Source organism: Streptomyces sp. NPDC005791 (assembly GCF_042871485.1).
Taxonomy (GTDB): domain Bacteria; phylum Actinomycetota; class Actinomycetes; order Streptomycetales; family Streptomycetaceae; genus Streptomyces.
In genome coordinates this window covers 73,052-90,759 of the sequence record NZ_JBIAIP010000001.1, presented here as the reverse complement: position 1 = coordinate 90,759, position 17,708 = coordinate 73,052, and the positions used below count along the sequence as shown (strand labels likewise).

The following is a 17,708-nucleotide window of genomic DNA, read 5'->3' as shown; positions in this document are numbered from 1 at the left end:
CGGACCCATGGCCGACGCACCGTACAAGCTGATCCTCCTCCGCCACGGCGAGAGCGAATGGAACGCGAAGAACCTGTTCACCGGCTGGGTGGACGTAGACCTCACCGACAAGGGCGAGAAGGAGGCGGTCCGCGGCGGTGAGCTGCTCAAGGACGCCGGCCTGCTCCCCGACGTCGTACACACCTCGCTCCAGAAGCGCGCGATCCGCACCGCCCAGCTCGGGCTGGAAGCCGCTGACCGCCACTGGATCCCCGTGCACCGCTCCTGGCGGCTGAACGAGCGCCACTACGGCGCCCTCCAGGGCAAGGACAAGGCCCAGACCCTCGCCGAGTTCGGCGAGGAGCAGTTCATGCTCTGGCGCCGTTCGTACGACACCCCGCCGCCCGCGCTCGAGGACGGCACCGAGTTCTCGCAGAGCGCCGACCCGCGTTACGCGACGATCCCGCCGGAGCTGCGTCCGCGCACGGAGTGCCTCAAGGACGTCGTCGTCCGCATGATGCCGTACTGGTACGACGGCATCGTCCCGGACCTGCTGACCGGCCGCACGGTCCTGGTCGCCGCCCACGGCAACAGCCTGCGCGCCCTGGTGAAGCACCTCGACGGCATCTCCGACGCCGACATCGCGGGCCTCAACATCCCGACCGGCATCCCGCTCTCCTACGAGCTGGACGCCGACTTCCGCCCGCTGAACCCGGGCGGCACGTACCTCGACCCGGACGCGGCGAAGGCCGCGATCGAGGCCGTGAAGAACCAGGGCAAGAAGAAGTAAGCAGAGCTGGAGAAGCCCCCCACCTGCGGGTTCGCCGCGTGGTGGGGGGCTTTTTGCGGCCTTGGCCGCCTGGGGGCCGTGTTCGGCTATGAGCGAGGCTGACCGCGCTCGTACTGGGGTCCTTTCGTCGCCGCGCAAACGGCGACTGGGAGTTCGTCACCGGAGGCAAGGGTTACCGAGGCGGCTTGGAGGAACTGGTCCAGGAGTACGGCATCGATGTGGCTTAGCATCCCTGCCGACGCGTGACCCTCAATGCGGCCGAGCCAGTGATCACCGTGATGGTGCCGGCGTAAGCTCCCTGCGCCGAACGAGGTACCGAAATCAGCGACCGATCATGCTCGCCAGTAACCTGGTATGACCATAGGCGACCGTGGCAAGGCGGAGGAACATCCGCATACTGGAAGTAGCGGGCGCTTCCGACAACGCGACGAGATGCCGCATCCGATGCCGTGCGCCCGCCAGGGAGGGCACGTGCGGGAGGTGGCATGACGAATCCTCGAACGGTCCTGACGCAGGCAAGCCAAGGTTCCGTACCGGAGCATTGGCGGGTCTTCACCAAGAAGCGGGGCAGAGTATCCGGCTTCCTGCACGGAACATCGAATGATCCGGATCCGCTGCTGGTCATCACCTCTGACGAGGTCATCGAGTACAAGGACGAAGGCAAACCGCTGCGCATCGTCACGTTCTTCGATCTGGCTGGAGCAGAACTGAAGGCGACCGCGAGGACGTCCTCCGGAAGCATGCTCGCGGATCTTGACGTATGGATGGACCTCGACTACCGCGACGGCCGGAAGGAGAAGTGGCGATCCACATCCTTCGCGGACGACCTGCAGACGATTCAGGGGTTCATCGAGGCGTACAGCACCTACAAAGCGCTTCAAGGGCGCTGTTGACCCCGCCGGGCCGATGGATACTCAGGGCGCCCACCGGGCCGGGATCGAGCGACAAGCGATGCTTGAAGCGCTTTCACTCCGTGGTCGAAGCGTAGGAAGAACGCTCGACGATCTCCTTGCGACTCGAATCCACGAGATGCGTCCGCGGCAACGAGGTGATGTCCTCTTCGGCAACCTCGACGTCGAGGACGTTCAAGCCGTCGCCACCTACCGCAATTCCCTTTCTTTCCCCCATGGCTCTCCCGATGGCGACGATCTCACCCGCCACATCGTGCCAGACCGTCACCTTGACGTTTGCCATAGTCGTCACTCTCCTCCTCGGTCGTGTTCAGGCGGTCAGAAAGTCTCGGCGATCTCCAGCACGTCGACCGTGCACGAGTTGAAAGGTGCGTGATTCTGCACGTGAAACGTCCGTGCGATGGTGCCGTCGACATGACGTGTGGCCCGGCCCACGGTCAGCGTCGCATCGCCCTTCGGGTTGGGGACGCCCGCACCGGAGCCTGCATAGACGACCGCGCTCTGCGCCACCGCCTCGCGATCGCCGTACGGGTGCAGATACACCGAGGCGCTTGCGTTCGGGGCGATGTAGTCGAACCTGTAGACCCGAAAAGCTGTCATGTCGCTTCCATTCTGCCGACATCGGAATGGCGGCCGACGGGTGAGGAGTCGAGTCGGACTGCCGCACCACGAGTGAATGGTGGGCTCGATCTGCACCGTAGGCGGGACGCAATCGCCCAGCAAATTGGTGCAGCCGACCGAGTGGGGAGCGCGTTACGCGTGGCCTCGATCCGCCGAACGGGGTCGAGAATGATCCCCTGGTTTTTTCTGCGAAGGTTTCCAGCCGGTGCCTGTGCGTGGGTGGGGTGCGCCCCCGCCGGCGGCCACCGGAAGCATGGTGGGCGCCAGGCTCATGGCGCGTTGCCGGTCAGTAGAGGATCACGCGCCGGCGTTCCGCCCAGAGCTGCCGCTGACCACCCTGACGGTGTCGTAGACCTCCAGGTCGTCTTCGACCGGCCGCGTCCACGGATGCGCGCAGTGATCGCAGAGGTAGCCGACCACAGCGCGTCCCCCCTCGGTCGTCGGGAAGCCCGAGCGGACCGCTTCGGTTGAGCACCGAGGGCACGGGTCAGCCGTGTACGGGCCTACTGATCGGGACATCGTCCTCTCCTGGGGTACAGCGGCGCCGAGTTGTCGGTGTCGGACCAGTCGTTGCCGGCGCGCCGGAACCGGCACCGGTCCTCGGATGCTCCCACCGGATGCCGACCGGCCGCTCCTCACGGCACGATGGAGGCATGGACGCAGACAGCGGGACCACCCTGGCCGGGGCGCGCGGTGCCGCGACCAGGCTGCCGGTCCAGGACCTGGAGCGGGCACGGCGCTTCTACTCCGAGAAGCTCGGTCTGGAGCCCGTCGACGAACGGCCGGGCGGGCTGCTCTACCGGAGCGGCAACGCGGAGTTCGCCCTGTTCCGGTCGGCCGGCGCCTCGCCCGGCACCTTCACCCAGATGGGATGGCAGGTCGATGACGTCGAAGGGGTCGTGTCGGAACTCCGGCGGCGCGGCGTCGTGTTCGAGGTGGTCGACCTGCCGGGCTTCCGGACCCAGGACGGCATCGCCGAGATCGAGGGCAACTACCCGAGCAAGGGCGCCAGGGGCGAACGCGGAGCCTGGTTCCGCGACAGCGAGGGGAATCTGCTGGGCATCGGGCAGCCGGTCACCTGAGCTCGCCCCTCCGGCACCCGCTAACCTGAGCCCCACACCCGCCCGTTACCCAGGTACACACCCCCCGTCGGTGCGGGCGGGCGGGAGCGCGGAGAGCAAGGGGATCGGGGAGAGCGAACATGGGCGAGTCTCTGAGGACCTTCGTCGGCGGCACCGAGGTCGAGGTGCCCAACAGCATCCCGGCGATCCGTGCCGCACTGCCCGAGGAGAGACGCGAGGAGTTCGACCACGCGATCAACGAGGCCGGGGTGCACGAGATCCAGGCCGTCATGCGGCACTGGATGCTCGAGTCCGTTCCCGACCCCGAGGCCGAACAGATCCTGGACCGGCTGGCGCAGGACGAGGCCGAGAGGCGGAACGTCGCTTGAGCTTCCGCATCTCCTACGCACCGCCCGCCGATGACACCCTGGCCAAGATGCGCGACAGCGACTCGTTCCGGGACGAGATGGCGCGCACCCTGGGCCGGGATCCGTACGGACATGCCTCGACCGCCGTGAAGCTCGAACGTGACCGGCGCGAGGCGACGGTGTCCGGCGCCATCGTCCTCTACTACGTCTCCGGGTCCGTGCTGACGGTCACCGTGGTCAGGCTCGTACCGCTGCCGTGACCCGGAGAGGTGGCGGGGTGGTCAGCCGAGCTTCTTGACCTGCGCGTCGATCACCGCGGTCGGCAGGTCGAAGTCGGCCTCCGCTCCCGTCTTCGCGAAGTTGAGGGAGAAGAACGTGGCGACCGTGCTGCCCTGACGCGTGCTCACCAGCTTGAAGGGGACCGCCTCATCGCCCTCGCCGGTCTGCACCCGCCAGGCGAGGGTCTCCTCGCCGCCTGTCACCTTCTCCTCGGTCAGCTTGGTGACCTTCATATCGGTGCCCTCCTGGCTCAGGGTGAACCCGCCGGCCGAGCACTTCGCGGCGGATTCGCGGAGCTCGGCCAGGCTCTTCGCCGCGCCGTCGGCCTCGTACGAGGCCAGGGTGACCAGAGTCGAGGTCATGTCGAGCGCGCCGGCGAGCGCGTCCTCGGGGGTGGCCGACTCGTCCTTCGTGGGCACCTCGACGACCTGGCGCCCGGCGTTCCCCACCGGGGTCCCCCGCTTCACGCCGTAGAAGGCGAAGCCGAAGGGCTCGCACTCCTTCTTGTCGACGCTGACGCTCCCGGGCGGGGGGATGTCCTCGGGACCGGTCTTGTTGATCTTGTGGCCGGTGACGTCGCCCTGCTCCAGCAACACCTTCTCCAGCTCGGCCGAGGTCAGCGCCTTGGCGGCCGCGGGCTGGGTGGAGGCGGTGTCCTTGCTGCCCGATGCGTCGCCGTCACCCTTGGCGTCGGAATCCGAGCCGCTGCAGGCGGTGGCGAGCAGGGTCAGGGACGCCGCGGCGGCGACGAGGGCGGTACGGCGTACGGCGGTGGCGCGCATGGTTCGTTCATCTCTCCGTCTGAAGGAGCAACAACCCCGTCCCGCCGCCGATTTCGAGGCCGACGCGCGGAGCTGTCGCAATGCGACACACTTTACGATCGGACACCTGTCCGATGATCGCCCCGAACGGTCACGGGATGTGATCGTGACGCCGTTGTGATCACCCTGTGAATCCCCTGTGGGCTTCCTGGGTGCCTGCGGAGCCCCGGTGTGATCCGACTCGCCACTGACCAGGGAGGGCCCGCCCGTGTCCGTCGACGCGACAGCAGCCGTACTGCAAGCCGTCGGAGCCCATGGGCCCGCGTCCGTCGAGGTGCTCGCCGGGGGCACGTACAACACCGTCACCCGGGTGACCTTCGCGGACGGCCGGGACTGGGTGGTGAAGATCCCCCCGGCGCACACCCCCGGGCTGAGTCACGAACAGGGCCTGCTCCTCAACGAGGTCACCTTCTACGGGGCCGCCGCCGCAGGCGGCCCCTTGATCCCGCAGGTCGTGCACAGCGAGCTCGACCCCGGCGCTGCGGCCGGGGCGTACCTCGTCATGACCGCGTGCCCGGGGCGTCCGTGGAACGCTGTCGCCGGTGACCTGACGGCCGGTGAGACCCGCTCACTGCGGGCGGAGTTCGGTGGAGTCGTCGGCCGGCTGCACGGCGTCACGGGCTCCTCCGGATTCGGCTATCCGGCCGAGTCCCTGGGGCCGCTCTCCCCCACCTGGCGCGAGGCGTTCACCCTGATGACCGACGCCGTGCTCGGGGACTCCGAGAGGTACGGGGCGAGGCTCCCGCTCCCGGTCGAGCGGATCCGTGAGGTGCTGGCGGGCGCGTCGGACGTGCTCGACGAGGTGACCCGGCCCGCCCTGGTCCACTTCGATCTGTGGCAGGGAAATGTCCTGGTGACCGGGGAGCCCGGGGCCCGGCGCATCGGCGGGATCATTGACGGGGAGCGGATGTTCTGGGGGGATCCGGTCGCCGATCTCGTCTCCACGTCCCTGTTCGGCGATCCGGAGACGGACCTGGACTTCCTCGCCGGATACGCGGCCACCACGGGCGCCCCGCTCGCGTTCACCCCGTCGGTACGGCGCCGGATCGACCTCTGCCGCAGCTACCTCTACCTGATCATGCTCACCGAGACGGTGCCCCGGAACGCCGGTCCCGAGGCGGTGGCCTGGACGTGGCGGGAGGTGGCGCCGCGGCTGGTCGCGGCGCTGGAGAGGCTCACGTAGGACTCAGGAGGGGCGCTGCGTGAGGTGGGTGAAGGCGTCCAGATTGCGGGTCGACTCGCCGCGCTCCATCCTCCAGGCGTACTCCTTGCGGATCGCGCTCGCGAAGCCCAGCTCGAGAAGCGGGTTGAACGCGCCGTCCGCCGCCTCCAGCACCGCGCCCAGCAGCCGGTCGAGCTCCTCGGGTGTGATCACGGAGAGCGGGAGCCTGCCGACGAGGTAGATGTCGCCGAGCTGGTCGATGGCGTAAGCGACGCCGAAAAGGCGGAGGTTGTGCTCCAGGAGCCAGCGGTGCACGGCCGCGTCGTTCTCGTCCGGGTGGCGGATGACGAAGGCGTTGAGGGAGAGCGAGTGCCGGCCGACGATCAGGGAGCAGGTCGTGGACAGCTTGCGTGTGCCGGGCAGCTTGACGACGTAGGTGCCGGGCGCGGGGCTCTCCCATTCGAGCTCCGCGTCGTTCAGCGTCGTCTCGACGACCTGCGCCGCTGCTGCCTCGTCGGATACGTCAGCCATGGTGCGAGCGTACGACAGCGTGCCCAGGCGCTCAGCCGGGCACCGTCCCTCAGCCGAGGCGCGAGCGGGCGTGGCGCCGGTGGTCGTGCATCGCGGCCGTGTAGACATCGGCGGTGGCCGACGCCGCCGTGTCCCAGCCGAACGACTGGGCGTGCGCGGCCGCCGCCTCACCCATCCGGCCGACCAGCTCCGCGCTGTCCGCGAACCGGCCCAGCGCCTGGGCGTACGCCTCCGGGTCGTGCCCCGGGATCAGGAAGCCGCTGACGCCGTCCCGTACGGCGACCGGAAGACCGCCCACCGCCGCCGCGACCACGGGGGTGCCGGCCGCCTGGGCCTCTATGGCGACGAGCCCGAAGGACTCGCTGTACGAGGGCATGACCAGCACGGACGCCGCCCGGAACCAGTCGGCCAGCTGGTCCTGGCCGACCGGCGGGTGGAACCGTACGACGTCGGAGATGCCCAGGCGCGCGGCCAGCTTCTGCAGGCCCTCCGGCTTGGCGAGCCCGCTGCCGCTGGGGCCTCCGACGACGGGTACGACGATGCGGGAGCGCAGCGAGGGGTCCCGGTCCAGGAGGACGGCGACGGCTCGCAGCAGTACGTCCGGGGCCTTGAGCGGCTGGATACGGCCGGCGAACAGCGGGATCAGGGCGTCCGGGGGAAGGCCGAGGCGCGCGCGTGCGGCGGCCCGGCCGTCGGCGGGGCGGAACCGCTCCAGATTGACCCCGGGGTGCACGACGGCGACCGACGCCGGGTCCGCGTCGTAGAAGCGGATGAGCTCGTCGGCCTCCCCGGCGGTGTTCGCGATGAGCCGGTCGGAGGCGTTCACGATCTGGGTCTCGCCGATGACGCGGGCCGCGGGCTCGGGGGCGTCGCCCTCGGCGAGTGCGGCGTTCTTGACCTTCGCCATGGTGTGCATGGCGTGGACGAGGGGGACGCCCCAGCGCTGGGCGGCGAGCCAGCCGACCTGGCCGGAGAGCCAGTAGTGGGAGTGCACCAGGTCGTAGTACCCGGGGCGCTGGCCTGCCCAGGCCTGCATCACACCATGGGTGAAGGCACAGAGCTGGGCGGGCAGCTCCTCCTTCGCGAGGCCCTCGTACGGGCCGGCGTCGACGTGACGCACCAGGACACCCGGCGCCAGATCCACCACCGGGGGCAGTCCGCCGGTGGTGGCCCGGGTGAAGATCTCGACCTCGATGCCGATCGCGGCGAGGCGCTTGGCCAGCTCCACGATGTAGACGTTCATGCCGCCCGCGTCGCCGGTGCCGGGCTGGTGCAGCGGAGAGGTGTGCACCGAGAGCATCGCGACCCGGCGGGGCTTACGGTTTCCGGCGAAACCGCCCGGGAAGCGGATACGGGGTGCCGCACGGCTGCTGCCGAGCCGGGAGACGTACTGACTCACGGGTCCGCTCCTCCTCGCTCAGGGCATGACGCGTACGGGCACAGGGCGCCCTCGAAGGTCCAGAACAGTAAATCCCGACCTTTCATTTCCGCTTTGCCAAATCATTACGCTCTTTTCCGGCGTGCCGGAGGGCTCCGGTGGCCCCGGCCGCTCCGCGTGTGCCTGCCGCCGCTTCGCATACGCTCCTTCTCATGCACCAGCGCCCCATCGGCACCGCGACCCGCGGGACCACCAACCCCAACCGCCTCCGCCGCATGGACCGCTGGATCGCCGCCACCCACGGCCCCGCCCTGCGCCGCAGCGACTCGCCCCTCGCGGTCGATCTCGGTTACGGCGCCGCGCCCTGGACCGCCGTCGAACTGCTGGAGCGACTGCGCACCGCCGACGCGCGCACGGCCGTCGTGGGCGTCGAGATCGACCCCGGGCGGGTCGCGGCGGCGCAGCCGTACGCGCGCGAGGGCCTCAGCTTCACGCACGGCGGTTTCGAGATCCCCACGGCCGGCCGGCCGGTGCTCATCCGGGCCGCGAACGTGCTGCGCCAGTACGACGAGGGCGAGGTGGCCGCGGTCTGGCAGCGGCTGTGTGCCCGGCTGGCACCCGAGGGTCTGCTGGTCGAGGGCACCTGCGACGAGATCGGCCGCCGGCACGTCTGGGTCGCGCTCGGCCCGGAGGGGCCGCGTACGGTCACCTTCGCGACCCGGCTCGGTTCGCTGGAGCGCCCTTCGGACCTCGCCGAGCGCCTCCCGAAGGCCCTGATCCACCGCAACGTGCCGGGCGAGCCGGTGCACGCCTTCCTGCGGGACCTCGACCGGGCCTGGGCCACGGCCGCCCCGTACGCCTCGCTGGGCGCGCGCCAGCGCTGGATCGCGGCGGCCCGGGCGGTCTCCGCCGACTGGCCGCTGACGGACGGTGCGCGGCGATGGCGCCAGGGTGAGATCACCGTGCGCTGGTCCGCGCTGCGGCCCGCCGCAGGGTGAACGGCGCCTGACGGACAACGGGCCGGCGGGAGCGCGACGGGTCCGGGAACACCGGTGGATCACCGTTCGTCCCCTTGTGTGACGGGCAGGTGATGCGGGCCTCTGTTGCTTTACGGGGCAACATGGCACGATCGCGTCGTCACCTGAAAGTTACTGACGGTAAGTCAGATGTGTGCGATGCGGCTTTCGTTGCCTTTCGCCCGGAGGGGGAGCTTGTGAACCGACGCCACTGTGCCACTGCCGCGATCACTCTGGTCTGCGCACTGGCCCTGCTGACCGCGCCGGTCCAGGCCATGGCCGCTCCGATACCGGACCCCACCCCCACGGCTGGCTCCTCCGCCCCCGCCTCCTCGAAGAAGACCCTCGAGGAGGTGCGCGAGGAGATCGACACCCTGTACCGCAAGGCCGGGGCCGCCACCGACGCGTACAACTTCGCCGAGGAGCAGTCCGAGAGGCAGTCCGGCGAGATCGTCCGGCTCGCCAAGACGATCGCCGACGGCCGGGCGAAGATCGCCGAACTGAAGGACAGGGCGGGCGCACAGGCCCGCGAGCAGTACCGCAACGGCGGGCTCCCCCCGGGCGCCCAGCTGATGCTGAGCGGCGATCCCGGCCTCTTCATGGACGGCGTCAACCAGGCCAGGCAGGGGCAGCAGGCCGCCAAGGGCATCCTGACCGAACTGGAGCAGACGCAGGAGGACCTGGAGACCTACACCAAGGACGCCAGCCTCAACTGGGAGAAGATCGAGGCCGGTCGCGTCAAGCAGGCCAAGGCGAAGAAGAGCATCGACGCGCAGATCAAGGCCGCGGAGAAGCTCGAGGCGCAACTGGCCACGGAGGAGCGGGCCAGGCTCCTCCAGATGGAGAAGGACGCCGCGTCCACGGCGCAGGCCGCATGGCTCTCCTCCGGCGCGCTCCGGGACATCGACCGCGAGGCGAGCGCCGCCGGCAAGCAGGCGGTGGCCTTCGCGACCGCCCAGATAGGCAAGCCGTACGTATGGGGGGCCGAGGGCCCCGGTTCGTACGACTGCTCGGGGCTGACCTCACAGGCCTGGGCCGCGGCGAAGCGGCCGATCCCCCGGACCTCCCAGGAGCAGTGGCGGCAGCTGCCCCGCATAGCCGTCCAGGACATGCGCCCCGGCGATCTGATCATCTACCACAGTGACGCCAGCCACGTCGGCATGTACGTCGGCGACGGCTCGATCGTGCACGCGCCCCGGCCCGGTCGCGATGTCACGACGGCGGGCGCGGGCTCGATGCAGATCCTGGGCGTGGTCCGGCCGGACAAGTAGACCCCGCGTCGGCGGACGGCGCGGCGCATGTGCGGGAAGCGTGCCGGACGCGTGATGTTCGTCATGACCTCATGTCCGTCTCCTGCCCGCCCGTCGCGCCGGATCCGTGGTGGGAAGCGGCTTATGGCCGCGCATATGACCGAGCTTGATCGTCGGGCACCATTCCGCTCCCCTGCTGCGGACCGCTATCGTCCCCGTCGGCGGGTCGTCGATCGTCGTCCCGCCGCGCCCTCGGGGGAGGGAAGGAAACCCGAACCGATGCCCGTACCCGTACCGCAGCAACGTGCCGTCCCCGCTGCGGAGACCACTCATGGCGCCGACCTCACACTCCTGGTGATCGAGGACGACCCTGCGGGCACCTTCGCCGTCCCCGAGCTCTCGTCCACCACGGGAGCGCGGGTCCGCGTCCGCACCGCCCGCAACCTCACCGAGGCCGGCCGGCTGCTCACCGACGACGTCGACTGCATCCTGCTCGACCTCGACCTGGAGGCGGCGGCCCTGCCCGCCGACGCGCGCGCCGACGGCCCTGACGACGGGACCGGCCACCCGGGCGGGCTCGCCGCCCTCAAGCACATCCTGCGCATCGCACCGCGCCACGCCGTCCTCGCCCTCGCCGCGGAGGACGACGCCGAGCGGGCGGCCGAGGCCGTACGGGTCGGGGCCCAGGACTACCTCTTCCGCGACGAGCTCGACGGACGCCTCCTCAGCCGCGCCATCCGGTACGCCGTGGAGCGCAAGCGCGCGGACATCGCACAGCACCAGCTGACCGAGTCCCGGCTGCGCGCCCAGGAGAACGCCCGGCTGGAACGCGGACTGCTGCCCACCCCGCTCCTCGACGGTTCCGACCTGGCCTTCGCCGCCCACTACCGGCCGGGCCGTAGCCGCGCGCTGCTCGGCGGGGACTTCTACGACACGGTCCGCACACCCGACGGCACGGTCCACGCGATGATCGGCGACGTCTGCGGGCACGGCCCGGACGAGGCGGCGCTCGGCGTCGAGCTGCGCATCGCCTGGCGGACGCTCACGCTGGCCGGGCTCTGCGGTGACGCCCTGCTGTCCACGATGCAGCAGGTCCTGGAGCACGAACGGCAGAACGAGGAGATCTTCGCGACGGTCTGCACCGTCGACATCGCCCCCGACGGCCGCCGCGCGGGCCTGTGCATCGCGGGCCACCCCGCGCCGCTGATCGCCCGCCAGGGCCGGGCGGCGCACCTGCTCCCGTACGAGGACGGCGGTCCGGCACTCGGCCTGCTGCCGCACGCCCGGTGGCCGCGCCGGCAGGTCGAGCTGGGCGGCTCGTGGAGCCTGATGATGTACACCGACGGGCTGATCGAGGGGCGCGTCGGTCAGGAGGGGACCCAGCGGCTCGGGCAGGACGGCATGGTCGCGATGATCAACGGCCGACTGGACCAGGGGCTCGGCGGGGAGGCCCTGCTGGAGGCCGCCGTCACCCAGGTGCAGGAGCTGAACGGCGGCGAGCTGACCGACGACGTGGCGGTCCTGCTGCTGGAACGCGACGAGGCCCGGACACGCGGAAAGGGCGGGAGCGCGTCACGCTCCCGCCCGGGTGCCGCCTCGTCGGCGGGTGCTCAGCGCCCGCCGTTGTAAGGGCCGTACGGCCCGTCGCTGCTGGAGCCGCCCCGACGGCCACCGCCGCCCGACACGGCCTTGATCGCCGGCCGCACGTCCACCATGAAGACGATGGACGCGATCACGCCCGCGATCTGCAGGAACAGGATCGGGATGACGAGGTTCACGAAGACGGTGGCCCCGAGGATGATCAGCCAGAAGGACTTCTTCTGCTTGTCCGCGGCCCGGTAGGCGTCCTCGCGCGCCGTCACGGCGAAGACCAGCGCGACCACGGCCAGGACGAGCATGGCCAGATACAGCAGCTGCAGGAACGAGCCGAATGCTTCGAGCAACACGGTGAACACCGCCTAGTCAGTGGAATGAGCGCCTCGCGGCCAAGGTACCGGGACAACGACCCGGGCACCCACCATGGTGCCCGGTCCGTTCTCCCGGCAGCCCCGGAACCTCTCCCGGCTACTTCGCGGAGGGCGGGGTCGTCCTCTTCGCCGCGGGCTTGCGCACGGGCGCCGGCTTCTTCGCCGTCGGGGCGGGCGCGGCCTTGGACTCCGCGGGCTTCGGCGTGGGCTTCTTCGCGGCGGGGGCCGCCGGCTTCGCCGCCACCTCGGACTTCTGCTTCGGCACGGACTTCGGCTCCGCCTCGACCACTGCGGCGATCTCGACGATCTCGTCGGCCGTCTCGCCGCGCCAGGTCCGCACGCTGTGCTCGCCGCGCTCGGCGACCTTCTCGTACGTCTCCCGGGCGCGGACCGCGTACTCGGCGGCCACGCCCACACTGCGCAGGGCCAGGTCCTGGGCGGTCTCGCCCCACTTCTTGAGGTCGGTGTCCAGCGCCCCGAAGACCTCGGTCACCTTCGCCTGCACGGTGGCCTGAGCCTCCTTGGCCTGCGTGGTGACCCGCTCCTGCACGGCCTTCGGGTCGGTGTTGCGAACCGCCTCGATCCGCTCGGGCGCCTCGGCCCGCAGCTGCTCGATCAGAGCCGGGACCTTGCGCGCCTGCTCCACGGCGAGGTCGGCCGTACCGGCGGCGAAGTAGAGGGGGGTGGGGTCGGTGAGGGTCTTACGCAGGTCATCGGTGATGGCCATGACTGTGGTCCTCCCGGATCATCAGAAGTCAGTTCACTGGTGGGTCTGCATCACTGCCGCCGGCCGTACGGGGGCCGCGGGCATCCGTACCGGCACCGTCCGCGTCACCGGCACCGTTCTCCGTACCGGCATCGATTCTGCTCTTCGCCTCGGCGGCACCGTGGAAGCCGGCGCCGGTGTCGGGCGCGACATCGAAACCGTTCTCCCGGCGGAAGGAGTCGTAGATCTGCAGCAGCACGTTCTTCTGCCGCTCGTTGATCGACGGATCGGCCAATATGACCGCCCGCGTCTCCAGCTCCTCCCGCTCCCGCTCATCGAGGATCCCGGCCCGCACGTAGAGCGTCTCGGCCGAGATCCTCAGGGCCTTGGCGACCTGCTGCAGCACCTCGGCGCTCGGCTTGCGCAGACCGCGTTCGATCTGGCTGAGATACGGATTGGACACCCCGGCGGCGTCGGCGAGCTGCCGCAGGGAGAGCTGCGCGGTACGCCGCTGCTCACGCAGGTACTCGCCGAGGTTGCCGACGTTGAGTGATGCCATATCCCGATACTGCACCCACCTTGCTAACTATTGCAAGCGGGTGCTTGCAAAAGTGTTCCACGTCATCCGTTCGGCGCGCGCCCCGAGACCCGCCCTGGCGTCGGGGACACACCACCCGCCGTACGGGCGCGGCGCGGGTGTGACTGTCCGAGAGGGGTGACACCTGCCCGGCGGTCGGCACCGCCCCGGGAGCCCACGAAGGCGTACCGGTCTTCCGCTGCGCCCCTCCCGGCGGCCCGCACGACGCTAACCTCGGCCCATGATCGTATGGCTCAACGGCACCCACGGCGCGGGCAAGACGACGACCAGTGCCCTCGTGCAGCGACTGCTGCCGGATTCACGGGTGTTCGACGCCGAAAAAGTCGGCGAGACGCTCATGGACATCACGCCCGGGCTGCCCGGGACGGACAACTTCCAGCACTGGCCGCCGTGGCGACCGCTCGTGGTCGAGACCGCGCGACGCGTACTCGACTACACCGGTGGCACCCTGGTGATGCCCATGACCGTGCTGGTCGAGCAGTACTGGCGCGAGATCAGCTCGGGCCTCGCCCACCACGCCGTTCCCGTACGGCACTTCGTCCTCCACGCCGACCAGGACACCCTCCGCGGGCGCATCGAGGGGGACACCGTTCTCGGCCCCTCCGCCTTCCGCCTCAGGTATCTCGAGCCCTACGCCGAGGCGGCCCGCACATGGCTGCACGACGAGGCCGAAGTCGTCGACACCACGCACCTCACGCCCGCCGAGGCCGCCCAGCGGATCGCGGAGGCCGTCAAGAGCTGAGCCTCGCCTGCGAACAGGGGACCCCACGGGCGGGAAGGACGCCTCGCCGGCCGGGTCGGCGAGACGAGAGCACGGGAGCTCGGCCGGGCTCTCGCTCAGGCGCCGTTCCGGGCGGACGAGGCGGTGGTCGGCCTGCTCGCCGGATACGGACCCGCGTACCACTGGTGCTGGTCACCAACGCGACCCTCCGGCTGCACGAGGACCTCTGCGCCCTGGGGCTCACGGACCTGGCCGACCACGTGGTCAGCAGCGCCGTCGAGGGGGTGGCCAAGCCGGACCCCGCCCGCCTCATCCTGAACGAGGCATGAGCAGCCCGTTCCCCAACTGCACGAAGGCCAGACCGGCGGCGGACACCGCGTCCCCGTGCACCTGTCCGGCGCTCTCCCCCGCGTCCATCCGCCGCCAGTTCTCCTCCGCCAGGATCCGCAGCACGGCGATGATCTGGCCCGCCGCGAGCCGCGCCGCCACCGCGGTGCCGGGGTCCAGGGCGCGGGCGAGGGCCGTTTCGGACCGGCCCTGGTAGGCGTACAGGCGGGCGACGAGCGACGGGGTCCCGTAGAGCAGCCGGTGGAAGGCCAGCACCTGCGGGTCGTCGCAGAGTCCGGTCACCGGGTCGCGGCGGTCCAGGCCGGCCAGGAAGTGCCGGCGCAGTGCGTCCAGAGGCGGGACTCCGTCCGGTCGGCCGGAGACGACGCGGGCCGCCTCGTCCTCGTGGTCGGCGAACCGGTGCAGGACCAGGTCCTCCTTGGCCGGGAAGTACCGGAACAGCGTCGGCTTCGAGATGCCCGCCGCCGCCGCGACCTCCGCGACCGAGACCTTGTCGAAGCCCCGTTCGAGGAACATCGCGATGGCGGCTTCGGAGACGGCCTGATAGGTCAGCTGCTTCTTACGCTCGCGCAGACCGGTCCTCTCGGTGCTCACGACGTCGCGCCCCTGCGGATGAGCGTCTCGATCCCGTCGAGGATCCTTTCGAGCCCGAACACGAAGTCGTAGTCGCCGTCGTCCGGTTCGCTCATGACGTCGGTGGACAGCAGCCGGGACAGCGCCGGATGACGGACGGGGTCGACAAGCCGTTGCATGGTCCGCTCCCACTGCGCCATCACTTCCTCGGCCGGGGCGCCTTTCGCCTCGACGGCGGCGGCGAGGTCACTCATCAGCAGGGACTCGTTCCGTACGAAGCCCGAGACGAGCAGGATGACGGAGATCTTGTGGCCCTCGTCCAGGCCACTGCCCTCCAGCGCCTGGAGGCCCTGTTCCCACCAGGCGACCGAGTGCGGGCTGGCCGGCGGCCCCGCGATCGGGATGCGCAGGGACCACAGGTGGCGCTGGAACATCCGGCGCTGGGCCCACGCCCACTGGCTCAGCGCCTCTCGCCAGCCCGCCCCCTCCTCCAACGCCGACAGGGGCTCCGGGGCACCCATCGCCGCCTCCTGCATGAGGACGTACAACTCCTCCTTCGCGGAGACGTAGCGGTAGAGGGACATCGTGGAGGCGCCCAGTTCCTTGGCGACCCGGCCCATCGAGACGGCCGGGAGTCCCTCCGACGCGGCGACCGACACGGCCGCGGCGACGATGCGGTCCAGCGTCAGGCCGGGCTTCGGGCCCTTGACCGGACGCTCGCGCAGTCCCCACGCGGCCTCGATGCTGGCCGGCAGACCCGTACCGCCCGACGACGCACTGCTGTTCTCCGTCACCCGAAGCCGCCTTTCCCGGTACTGGCTTGCCACCATCCTAGGTTTGCGTAATGCTTACGCAGTAACGCGTATGCCATACGCAGAAGGGGGAGAGTCATGAGAACGGCCACGAACGACGTCATGATCGAGGCACACGGCCTGACCAAGTCCTACGGGAAACCGGGAGCCCGGGTCCGGGTGCTCGACGATGTCGGCCTCCGGGTCGCCCGCGCCGGGATCCACGCGCTGCTCGGCCCCAACGGCGCGGGCAAGACCACGACCGTGCGGATCCTCGCCACCCTCACCACCGCCGACTCCGGTACGGCCCGCGTCGCCGGGTACGACGTCGTCACCGACCGGCGCCGGGTACGCCGCGCCATCAGCCTGACCGGCCAGTTCGCCGCCGTCGACGAGACGCTGACCGGCGAGGAGAACCTGCGGATGATGGCGCGCCTGTCCGGCCTGACCCGCGCTCAGGCCCGGGCCCGCGCCGGGGAACTCCTCGTCCGCTTCGGCCTCACCGACGCGGCCCGCCGACAGGCCCGTACGTACTCCGGGGGGATGCGGCGCCGCCTGGACCTGGCGGCCGGACTGGTCGGCTCCCCCGAGCCCGGCGTCCTCTTCCTCGACGAGCCCACCACCGGACTCGACCCGCGCAGCCGCCGCGAGCTCTGGCAGGTGGTCCGCGACCTGGCCGGACGGGGCGCCGCGGTCCTGCTCACCACGCAGTACCTGGAGGAGGCCGATCAGCTCGCCGACCGCATCGCCGTCCTGAACGGCGGCAGGATCGTCGCCGAGGGCACACCGGAGGCACTGAAGTCACGCGTCTCCGGGCACCGCCTGGACCTCGTGCTCGGCAACCGCGAGGCCTACCTCCGACTCGCCACCCGCGCCGTCCACCACTCCCCCGAGACCCTGACCCTGGGCCTGCCCACGGACGGCACCGCCGCCCACGCCCGCGCCCTGCTCGACGAGATCGACCCGCACCGCACCGACGTCGACCGCTTCTCCGTGCACAGCGCGACCCTCGACGACGTGTTCCTCGCCCTCACCACCGAGACGACGGAGACACCGGCCCATGTCTGACGCACCCGGAGCCCTGACCCACGCCACGGTCATGACCGGCCGCAGCCTGCTCATCAGCCGTCGCAACGTCGACGCCGTGATCGTCTCGCTGATGCTGCCGATCATGCTGATGCTGATCTTCGTCTACTTCTTCGGCGGAGCGATCGACACGGGCACCGCCTACGACTCGTACGTCATGTACGTCGTCCCCGGCGTCCTGTTCCTCTGCGCCGGCTTCGGCTCGGCCACCACGGCGGTGGCGGTGAGCGAGGACATGAAGGGCGGCATCATCGACCGCTTCCGCTCCCTGGACATCGGCGCGATGCCGATCCTGGCCGGCCATGTCGTGGCGAGCACGGTGCGCAACCTGGTCTCCACCACGCTGGTGTTCGCCGTCGCCCTGCTCATCGGCTTCCGCCCCGCCGCCACCCCCGCCGGCTGGCTAGCCGTCACCGCCGTGCTGCTCGCCTACATCGTGGCCCTGTCATGGATCTCGGCGGCGATGGGCCTGCTCGCCCGCACCCCGGAGGCAGCCGGCGGATTCACCTTCTTCATGTCGTTCCTGCCCTACCCGAGCAGCGCGTTCGTCCCGGTCGACAGCATGCCGGGCTGGCTCCGCGGCTTCGCCGACCACCAGCCGGTCACCCCCGCCATCGAAGCCCTCCGCGGTCTGCTCCTGGACCAGCCGGTGGGCAACGCCCCCTGGATCGCGCTCGCTTGGGCGTCCGGGATCCTGCTGGTGGCCGTGGCCCTCTCGGGAGTGCTCTTCAGGGTGCGGACACGGTGACGC

At 70.5% G+C, this 17,708-nt stretch carries 22 protein-coding genes and 1 pseudogene; 13 read left to right on the top strand and 10 right to left on the bottom strand.

Annotated features, from left to right (window positions below):
* Positions 1–7 precede the first annotated feature (7 nt).
* Both ACFYSH_RS00515 and ACFYSH_RS00510 read left to right on the top strand, forming a co-directional pair.
* Complete coding sequence (locus ACFYSH_RS00515) at positions 8–769, top strand: phosphoglyceromutase (protein ID WP_359467619.1); 762 nt, start codon at positions 8–10, stop codon at positions 767–769.
* Between the two features lie 485 nt (positions 770–1,254).
* Positions 1,255–1,662, top strand: a complete 408-nt coding sequence (locus tag ACFYSH_RS00510; protein ID WP_388749967.1) for a hypothetical protein — start codon at positions 1,255–1,257, stop codon at positions 1,660–1,662.
* Positions 1,663–1,735: 73 nt separating this feature from the next.
* On the opposite strand, the gene ACFYSH_RS00505 is transcribed toward ACFYSH_RS00510, so the two are convergent.
* Together ACFYSH_RS00505 and ACFYSH_RS00500 are read right to left on the bottom strand one after the other, a co-directional pair.
* A complete protein-coding gene (locus tag ACFYSH_RS00505) occupies positions 1,736–1,963 on the bottom strand; it encodes a hypothetical protein (RefSeq protein ID WP_359467613.1) in 228 nt (75 codons plus the stop codon).
* Positions 1,964–1,998: 35 nt separating this feature from the next.
* Positions 1,999–2,280: a hypothetical protein gene (locus tag ACFYSH_RS00500; protein ID WP_388749964.1), complete on the bottom strand. Its 282-nt coding sequence runs from the start codon at positions 2,278–2,280 to the stop codon at positions 1,999–2,001.
* Positions 2,281–2,954: 674 nt separating this feature from the next.
* Here ACFYSH_RS00500 and ACFYSH_RS00495 point away from each other — a divergent pair.
* The 3 genes from ACFYSH_RS00495 (at position 2,955) to ACFYSH_RS00485 (ending at position 3,990) form a co-directional block, all read left to right on the top strand.
* Positions 2,955–3,383: a VOC family protein gene (locus ACFYSH_RS00495; RefSeq protein ID WP_359467608.1), complete on the top strand. Its 429-nt coding sequence runs from the start codon at positions 2,955–2,957 to the stop codon at positions 3,381–3,383.
* Positions 3,384–3,502: 119 nt separating this feature from the next.
* Positions 3,503–3,751 (top strand): hypothetical protein, encoded by a 249-nt coding sequence (locus ACFYSH_RS00490; protein WP_359467605.1) that lies wholly within the window; start codon positions 3,503–3,505, stop codon positions 3,749–3,751.
* Complete coding sequence (locus ACFYSH_RS00485) at positions 3,748–3,990, top strand: hypothetical protein (RefSeq protein ID WP_359467602.1); 243 nt, start codon at positions 3,748–3,750, stop codon at positions 3,988–3,990. Before ACFYSH_RS00490 ends, ACFYSH_RS00485 begins: the two co-directional genes overlap by 4 nt.
* A gap of 21 nt (positions 3,991–4,011) precedes the next feature.
* Here the strand turns inward: ACFYSH_RS00485 and ACFYSH_RS00480 are convergent, their stop codons facing one another.
* Positions 4,012–4,791, bottom strand: a complete 780-nt coding sequence (locus tag ACFYSH_RS00480) for a hypothetical protein (RefSeq protein WP_388749960.1) — start codon at positions 4,789–4,791, stop codon at positions 4,012–4,014.
* Between the two features lie 247 nt (positions 4,792–5,038).
* On the opposite strand from ACFYSH_RS00480, the gene ACFYSH_RS00475 reads away from it, so the two are divergent.
* Positions 5,039–6,013, top strand: a complete 975-nt coding sequence (locus ACFYSH_RS00475; protein WP_359467596.1) for an aminoglycoside phosphotransferase family protein — start codon at positions 5,039–5,041, stop codon at positions 6,011–6,013.
* A 3-nt stretch (positions 6,014–6,016) separates the two neighbouring features.
* Here the strand turns inward: ACFYSH_RS00475 and ACFYSH_RS00470 are convergent, their stop codons facing one another.
* Both ACFYSH_RS00470 and mshA read right to left on the bottom strand, forming a co-directional pair.
* The gene (locus ACFYSH_RS00470; RefSeq protein WP_359467593.1) at positions 6,017–6,523 is read right to left on the bottom strand and encodes a YbjN domain-containing protein; all 507 of its coding nucleotides are present in this window, start codon (positions 6,521–6,523) and stop codon (positions 6,017–6,019) included.
* A 49-nt stretch (positions 6,524–6,572) separates the two neighbouring features.
* Complete coding sequence (gene mshA / locus ACFYSH_RS00465) at positions 6,573–7,922, bottom strand: D-inositol-3-phosphate glycosyltransferase (RefSeq protein ID WP_388749956.1); 1,350 nt, start codon at positions 7,920–7,922, stop codon at positions 6,573–6,575.
* Between the two features lie 191 nt (positions 7,923–8,113).
* Between mshA and ACFYSH_RS00460 the strand changes: the two genes are divergently transcribed.
* From ACFYSH_RS00460 to ACFYSH_RS00450, 3 genes are all read left to right on the top strand, one after another.
* Positions 8,114–8,899, top strand: coding sequence for a class I SAM-dependent methyltransferase (locus tag ACFYSH_RS00460; RefSeq protein WP_388749953.1), 786 nt, complete (start codon positions 8,114–8,116; stop codon positions 8,897–8,899).
* A gap of 215 nt (positions 8,900–9,114) precedes the next feature.
* Positions 9,115–10,188: an NlpC/P60 family protein gene (locus ACFYSH_RS00455; RefSeq protein WP_388749950.1), complete on the top strand. Its 1,074-nt coding sequence runs from the start codon at positions 9,115–9,117 to the stop codon at positions 10,186–10,188.
* 258 nt (positions 10,189–10,446) lie between these two features.
* Complete coding sequence (locus ACFYSH_RS00450) at positions 10,447–11,796, top strand: PP2C family protein-serine/threonine phosphatase (protein ID WP_388749947.1); 1,350 nt, start codon at positions 10,447–10,449, stop codon at positions 11,794–11,796.
* On the opposite strand, the gene ACFYSH_RS00445 is transcribed toward ACFYSH_RS00450, so the two are convergent.
* The 3 genes from ACFYSH_RS00445 to ACFYSH_RS00435 form a co-directional block, all read right to left on the bottom strand.
* Positions 11,778–12,113 carry a DUF2516 family protein gene (locus tag ACFYSH_RS00445; RefSeq protein ID WP_359467581.1) on the bottom strand — a complete coding sequence of 112 codons (336 nt, stop codon included), beginning with the start codon at positions 12,111–12,113 and terminating at the stop codon, positions 11,778–11,780. The two genes, ACFYSH_RS00450 and ACFYSH_RS00445, sit on opposite strands and share 19 nt — an antisense overlap.
* Positions 12,114–12,231: 118 nt before the next feature.
* Positions 12,232–12,861, bottom strand: a complete 630-nt coding sequence (locus ACFYSH_RS00440) for a hypothetical protein (RefSeq protein WP_388749944.1) — start codon at positions 12,859–12,861, stop codon at positions 12,232–12,234.
* A gap of 28 nt (positions 12,862–12,889) precedes the next feature.
* Positions 12,890–13,399 (bottom strand): helix-turn-helix domain-containing protein, encoded by a 510-nt coding sequence (locus ACFYSH_RS00435; protein ID WP_359467575.1) that lies wholly within the window; start codon positions 13,397–13,399, stop codon positions 12,890–12,892.
* Positions 13,400–13,658: 259 nt separating this feature from the next.
* On the opposite strand from ACFYSH_RS00435, the gene ACFYSH_RS00430 reads away from it, so the two are divergent.
* Together ACFYSH_RS00430 and ACFYSH_RS00425 are read left to right on the top strand one after the other, a co-directional pair.
* Complete coding sequence (locus ACFYSH_RS00430; RefSeq protein ID WP_359467572.1) at positions 13,659–14,180, top strand: AAA family ATPase; 522 nt, start codon at positions 13,659–13,661, stop codon at positions 14,178–14,180.
* Positions 14,181–14,222: 42 nt separating this feature from the next.
* A pseudogene (locus ACFYSH_RS00425) lies at positions 14,223–14,464 on the top strand (HAD family phosphatase); the annotation flags it as partial.
* Between the two features lie 4 nt (positions 14,465–14,468).
* Here ACFYSH_RS00425 and ACFYSH_RS00420 read toward each other — a convergent pair.
* The gene (locus ACFYSH_RS00420) at positions 14,469–15,101 is read right to left on the bottom strand and encodes a TetR family transcriptional regulator (RefSeq protein WP_388749940.1); all 633 of its coding nucleotides are present in this window, start codon (positions 15,099–15,101) and stop codon (positions 14,469–14,471) included.
* Entirely contained in the window at positions 15,098–15,874 is a 777-nt protein-coding gene (locus ACFYSH_RS00415) for a TetR/AcrR family transcriptional regulator (RefSeq protein WP_359467567.1), read from the bottom strand. The genes ACFYSH_RS00420 and ACFYSH_RS00415 overlap by 4 nt, the downstream gene beginning before the upstream one ends.
* 96 nt (positions 15,875–15,970) lie before the next feature.
* On the opposite strand from ACFYSH_RS00415, the gene ACFYSH_RS00410 reads away from it, so the two are divergent.
* Together ACFYSH_RS00410 and ACFYSH_RS00405 are read left to right on the top strand one after the other, a co-directional pair.
* Positions 15,971–16,939: an ATP-binding cassette domain-containing protein gene (locus ACFYSH_RS00410; RefSeq protein ID WP_359467564.1), complete on the top strand. Its 969-nt coding sequence runs from the start codon at positions 15,971–15,973 to the stop codon at positions 16,937–16,939.
* Positions 16,932–17,705, top strand: a complete 774-nt coding sequence (locus ACFYSH_RS00405) for an ABC transporter permease (RefSeq protein ID WP_359467561.1) — start codon at positions 16,932–16,934, stop codon at positions 17,703–17,705. The genes ACFYSH_RS00410 and ACFYSH_RS00405 overlap by 8 nt, the downstream gene beginning before the upstream one ends.
* Positions 17,706–17,708: the final 3 nt, after the last annotated feature.

What these genes read in the sequence shown, in the direction of transcription:
- ACFYSH_RS00470 (WP_359467593.1), bottom strand. Translation starts at nt 6,523, where the DNA reads ATGGCTGACGTATCCGACGAGGCAGCAGCGGCGCAGGTCGTCGAGACG.
- ACFYSH_RS00515 (WP_359467619.1), top strand. Translation starts at nt 8, where the DNA reads ATGGCCGACGCACCGTACAAGCTGATCCTCCTCCGCCACGGCGAGAGC.
- ACFYSH_RS00480 (WP_388749960.1), bottom strand. Translation starts at nt 4,791, where the DNA reads ATGCGCGCCACCGCCGTACGCCGTACCGCCCTCGTCGCCGCCGCGGCG.
- ACFYSH_RS00435 (WP_359467575.1), bottom strand. Translation starts at nt 13,399, where the DNA reads ATGGCATCACTCAACGTCGGCAACCTCGGCGAGTACCTGCGTGAGCAG.
- ACFYSH_RS00505 (WP_359467613.1), bottom strand. Translation starts at nt 1,963, where the DNA reads ATGGCAAACGTCAAGGTGACGGTCTGGCACGATGTGGCGGGTGAGATC.
- ACFYSH_RS00460 (WP_388749953.1), top strand. Translation starts at nt 8,114, where the DNA reads ATGCACCAGCGCCCCATCGGCACCGCGACCCGCGGGACCACCAACCCC.
- ACFYSH_RS00405 (WP_359467561.1), top strand. Translation starts at nt 16,932, where the DNA reads ATGTCTGACGCACCCGGAGCCCTGACCCACGCCACGGTCATGACCGGC.
- ACFYSH_RS00410 (WP_359467564.1), top strand. Translation starts at nt 15,971, where the DNA reads ATGAGAACGGCCACGAACGACGTCATGATCGAGGCACACGGCCTGACC.
- ACFYSH_RS00440 (WP_388749944.1), bottom strand. Translation starts at nt 12,861, where the DNA reads ATGGCCATCACCGATGACCTGCGTAAGACCCTCACCGACCCCACCCCC.
- ACFYSH_RS00495 (WP_359467608.1), top strand. Translation starts at nt 2,955, where the DNA reads ATGGACGCAGACAGCGGGACCACCCTGGCCGGGGCGCGCGGTGCCGCG.
- ACFYSH_RS00490 (WP_359467605.1), top strand. Translation starts at nt 3,503, where the DNA reads ATGGGCGAGTCTCTGAGGACCTTCGTCGGCGGCACCGAGGTCGAGGTG.
- ACFYSH_RS00500 (WP_388749964.1), bottom strand. Translation starts at nt 2,280, where the DNA reads ATGACAGCTTTTCGGGTCTACAGGTTCGACTACATCGCCCCGAACGCA.
- ACFYSH_RS00510 (WP_388749967.1), top strand. Translation starts at nt 1,255, where the DNA reads ATGACGAATCCTCGAACGGTCCTGACGCAGGCAAGCCAAGGTTCCGTA.
- ACFYSH_RS00450 (WP_388749947.1), top strand. Translation starts at nt 10,447, where the DNA reads ATGCCCGTACCCGTACCGCAGCAACGTGCCGTCCCCGCTGCGGAGACC.
- ACFYSH_RS00430 (WP_359467572.1), top strand. Translation starts at nt 13,659, where the DNA reads ATGATCGTATGGCTCAACGGCACCCACGGCGCGGGCAAGACGACGACC.